The sequence below is a fragment of the Roseibium sp. genome, from assembly GCF_025698965.1.
Lineage (GTDB): Bacteria > Pseudomonadota > Alphaproteobacteria > Rhizobiales > Stappiaceae > Roseibium.
In genome coordinates this window covers 1-3,699 of the sequence record NZ_JAILWL010000577.1, presented here as the reverse complement: position 1 = coordinate 3,699, position 3,699 = coordinate 1, and the positions used below count along the sequence as shown (strand labels likewise).

Annotated in this window: 4 protein-coding genes; all 4 read right to left on the bottom strand. The window is 57.1% G+C overall.

What is annotated here, in order from left to right; genetic code table 11:
• Positions 1-169: 169 nt before the first annotated feature.
• Positions 170-1,225, bottom strand: coding sequence for a sugar phosphate isomerase/epimerase (locus tag K5905_RS29785; protein ID WP_297591267.1), 1,056 nt, complete (start codon positions 1,223-1,225; stop codon positions 170-172).
• A 40-nt stretch (positions 1,226-1,265) separates the two neighbouring features.
• Positions 1,266-2,312: an L-glyceraldehyde 3-phosphate reductase gene (mgrA, locus tag K5905_RS29780; RefSeq protein ID WP_297591264.1), complete on the bottom strand. Its 1,047-nt coding sequence runs from the start codon at positions 2,310-2,312 to the stop codon at positions 1,266-1,268.
• Positions 2,312-3,445 carry a Gfo/Idh/MocA family oxidoreductase gene (locus tag K5905_RS29775; protein WP_297591262.1) on the bottom strand — a complete coding sequence of 378 codons (1,134 nt, stop codon included), beginning with the start codon at positions 3,443-3,445 and terminating at the stop codon, positions 2,312-2,314. The genes mgrA and K5905_RS29775 overlap by 1 nt, the downstream gene beginning before the upstream one ends.
• 9 nt (positions 3,446-3,454) lie before the next feature.
• Positions 3,455-3,699, bottom strand: a 245-nt coding sequence (locus K5905_RS29770) for a sugar phosphate isomerase/epimerase (protein WP_297591259.1), incomplete at its 5' end; no start/stop codon positions are given.

Genomic DNA, 3,699 nt, shown 5'->3' with positions numbered 1-3,699 from the left:
GACGAACTGCAACTCAAATCGTGATGCTCTGAACGGGATAATCGCAACCGGCAGATCCGATGCTGGACGCCCCCACCACCAATCGCTCCTGTTTGTGGGGTTGGGAGAGACTGAAGGTTGGGGCGTCTCGACCGTAGAGACCAAATGGTGCCGAGACCTTGAAGCGTGTTCAGAGCCCGAGCATCTTGCGGATCTGTTCCTGGTCCGTATCTCCACCGGCAAAATCGTCGAAGGCCTTGTCGGTGACTTCGATGATGTGGCTGTCAATAAAGGGAGCTCCTTCGGCGGCGCCCTGTTCCGGCGATTTCAGACAGCATTCCCATTCCAGAACGGCCCAGCTGTCATAACCGTATTGCGCCAGCTTGGAAAAAATGCCGGAGAAATCGACCTGGCCATCTCCCAGAGACCGGAAACGTCCAGCGCGATTAACCCAGCTTTGGTAACCGGAATAAACACCCTGGCGTCCGTCAGGATTAAATTCAGCATCCTTCACGTGGTATGCACAGATGCGCTCGTGATAGATGTCGATAAAGGCAAGATAGTCCATCTGCTGAAGGAGAAAATGCGACGGATCGTAGTTGATCTGGCAGCGCTGGTGTCCGCCAAGCGCATCAAGAAACATCTCGAAGGTGGCCCCGTCAAAGACATCTTCCCCCGGATGAATTTCGTAACCGACATCAACACCGTGATCCTCATAGACATCAAGGATCGGTTTCCAGCGTTTTGCCAGTTCCGAAAAGGCTTCCTCTATGAGACCGGCCGGCCGCTGCGGCCACGGATAGAGATAGGGAAAGGCGAGAGAGCCGGTAAAGCTGACGGATGTGTTCAACCCGAGATTCCGGCTTGCCTTGGCGGCCTTCTTCATCTGGTCGACCGCCCATTCCTGCCGGGCTTGCGGATTGCCGTGCAGATGTTCCGGGGCAAAGCCGTCAAACGCCAGGTCATAGGCAGGATGAACCGCGACAAGCTGACCTTGCAGATGGGTTGAAAGCTCGGTGATCTCGACACCGGCGTCAGAGCAGATACTCTTGATCTCATCGCAATAGATCTGGCTTTCAGCCGCCGTGTCGAGATCGAACAGGCGGCCGTCAAAAGTCGGGATTTGAATGCCTTTGTAACCGAGATCCGCTGCCCATTTTGCAATGGAGGGCAGCGAATTGAACGGTGCCTCATCGCCCGCAAACTGGGCAAGAAAAATTGCAGGTCCCTTGATCAGTCCGGCCATGAGGTACTCCTTTAATCAGATGAAATGTGTTCAATTGAGGTCATTTGCGCGAGGGTCCCTTGCGTTCGGCGGACGCCGCCCACAGGTTGACATCCGCCTCGCGGGTGGTTTCCTCGATTTCAGTCAGTTCGGCATCGGTAAAGTCGAGATTGGCAACGGCGCCGACGCAACCTTCAACCTGTTCTTTCCTGCTGGCACCGATAAGTGCAGTTGTCACGCGGCCACCGCGCAGCACCCAGGCAAGCGCCATTTGGGCCAGAGTCTGTCCGCGTCTGCGTGCAATGTCGTTGAGCTTCCCGATCGTCTCCAGATTCTCTTGCGACAGGAACTGGTTTTGCAGCGACTTGCCCTGGGTTGCCCGGCTGCCTTCCGGAATACCTTTCAGGTATTTGTCGGTCAGCATGCCCTGAGCCAACGGCGAAAAGGCAATTGACCCGATTCCAAGATCGTCCAGAGTGTCCAGCAGGCCATCTTCTTCCACCCAGCGATTGATCATCGAATAGCTCGGCTGGTGGATCAGGCAAGGTGTGCCGAGGTCCTTCAGGATCGCCACAGCCTCGCGCGTCCGCTGTGAATTGTAGGAAGAGATGCCGACATAAAGCGCTCGCCCGGAGCGGACGATATGGTCGAGCGCCATCATCGTTTCCTCGAGCGGTGTATCCGGGTCGAAACGGTGGGAATAAAAGATATCGACATAGTCGAGCCCCATCCGTTTCAAGGACTGATCGCAGGACGCGATCAGGTATTTGCGGCTGCCCCACTCGCCATACGGACCGGGCCACATTTCGTAGCCGGCCTTGGATGAAATGATCATTTCGTCCCGATAGGGAGCGAAATCGGTGCGCAGCAATTCCCCGAACGCGGACTCTGCCGCGCCCGGCTTCGGACCGTAATTGTTGGCCAGATCGAAATGGGTGATCCCCAGATCTAATGCGGTTCGGGCGATTTCACGCTTGCGTTCATGCGGCGTGTCGTCACCGAAATTGTGCCAGAGGCCGAGCGAGATGACCGGGAGTTTAAGTCCCGATCGTCCGCAACGGCGGTATTCCATCGTGTCGTAACGCGTGTCAGCAGCCGTCCAGGTCATCATGTCTCCGATTGTGCCAGAAGGTCCTTCGCTGCTTGTGGGCCAAGAGCTAGAGGACGTTCGCATGTGGTGAGAATGTCCTTGTACTGCCCGGTCTCGCCGGATGCGAGGATTGATGTCATCACATCCACGACATGAAGGGAGAATTCGAGCGAGCACCGGTGCGGACGTCCCTCGAGAATGGCCTGGGCCATATCCGCAAGACCTGCGGTTCTATAGTTGGCGTGGCTGCCGTCATTGGCCTTGGAGAAAGGGTGATCCCAGTTCTCCGAGACATTGACGAAGCTGCTCTTGTCCGTCAGGCGCACTTCTCCGCCGAAGAAGTTCGGATCCGGCACATGCAGCGTACCCTGTTGACCGTACAGTTCCATGTTGGAATGTCCGTGCTGCCAGACGTCCCAGCTGGCGCAATAGGTGACCTGCGCTCCGGACTGAAACTTCATCACCGCATGGATCGTTGTCGGTGTTTCGACCTTGATCTTTTCTCCGAAGCGCGGTTGCGACGTGATGGTGCGATACTCGGATCCGGACGAACTCATTGCCGTGACCCGATCGACCGGGCCAAGGAGTTGCACGAGGTTGGAGATGTAGTAGGGGCCAAGATCCAGGATCGGTCCACCACCCGGCTGGAAGAAGAAGTCCGGGTTGGGATGCCACATTTCCATGCCCGGGCTCTGCACAAAACAGGTTCCCGACGTCACCCGGCCCACCGCATCGGTATCGACAAGATACCGGGCAAGCTGGTGCGCCCCACCCATGAACGTGTCCGGTGCCGAGCCGACCCGCAGCCCCTTTGCGGCCGCTATCTCGGCAAGCGCCTGGCCTTCTTCGACGCTGAGGACGAACGGTTTTTCCGAATAGACGTGTTTGCCTGCCTCCAGAATTGATTTTGAAACCTCGAAATGGGCGGACGGGATGGTCAGGTTGACGACGATGTCGATGTCGTCTGCTGCCAAAAGACCGTCGATGGTTTCAGCCCGCAGCTTGAATTCTTCGGCACGAGCCTTCGCCGCTGCTTCGTTGATATCGGCACAGGCACGAACCTCGATGCCGCGAAACAGCGGCGCAAGGCGCATATAGGCAGCCGAGATGTTGCCGCATCCCAGGATGCCGATCCCAAGTGTCTTACTCATTGTGTGTCCTTAATAAGTACGGAAAGCTTCGATTGAGCGTGTCGCAAAACGGTCAAAGTCGGACGGCTTGTCATGTTCAAGCACAAACAGGTCGACGCCGATATTGCGCAAGGCGGCCATCAGGCCTTTCCAGTCCATGACGCCGTGACCGACATCGGCCCAGCCATCCTCGTCGAGGCATTCCCCTTCCGGTGCGATGTCCTTCACATGGGCGGCCGTAATGCGGTCGCCATAGCGCTCGATCCAGGCCATCG

Coding starts and splice junctions, on each gene's coding strand:
- K5905_RS29785 (WP_297591267.1), bottom strand. CDS start 1,225: ATGGCCGGACTGATCAAGGGACCTGCAATTTTTCTTGCCCAGTTTGCG.
- mgrA (WP_297591264.1), bottom strand. CDS start 2,312: ATGACCTGGACGGCTGCTGACACGCGTTACGACACGATGGAATACCGC.
- K5905_RS29775 (WP_297591262.1), bottom strand. CDS start 3,445: ATGAGTAAGACACTTGGGATCGGCATCCTGGGATGCGGCAACATCTCG.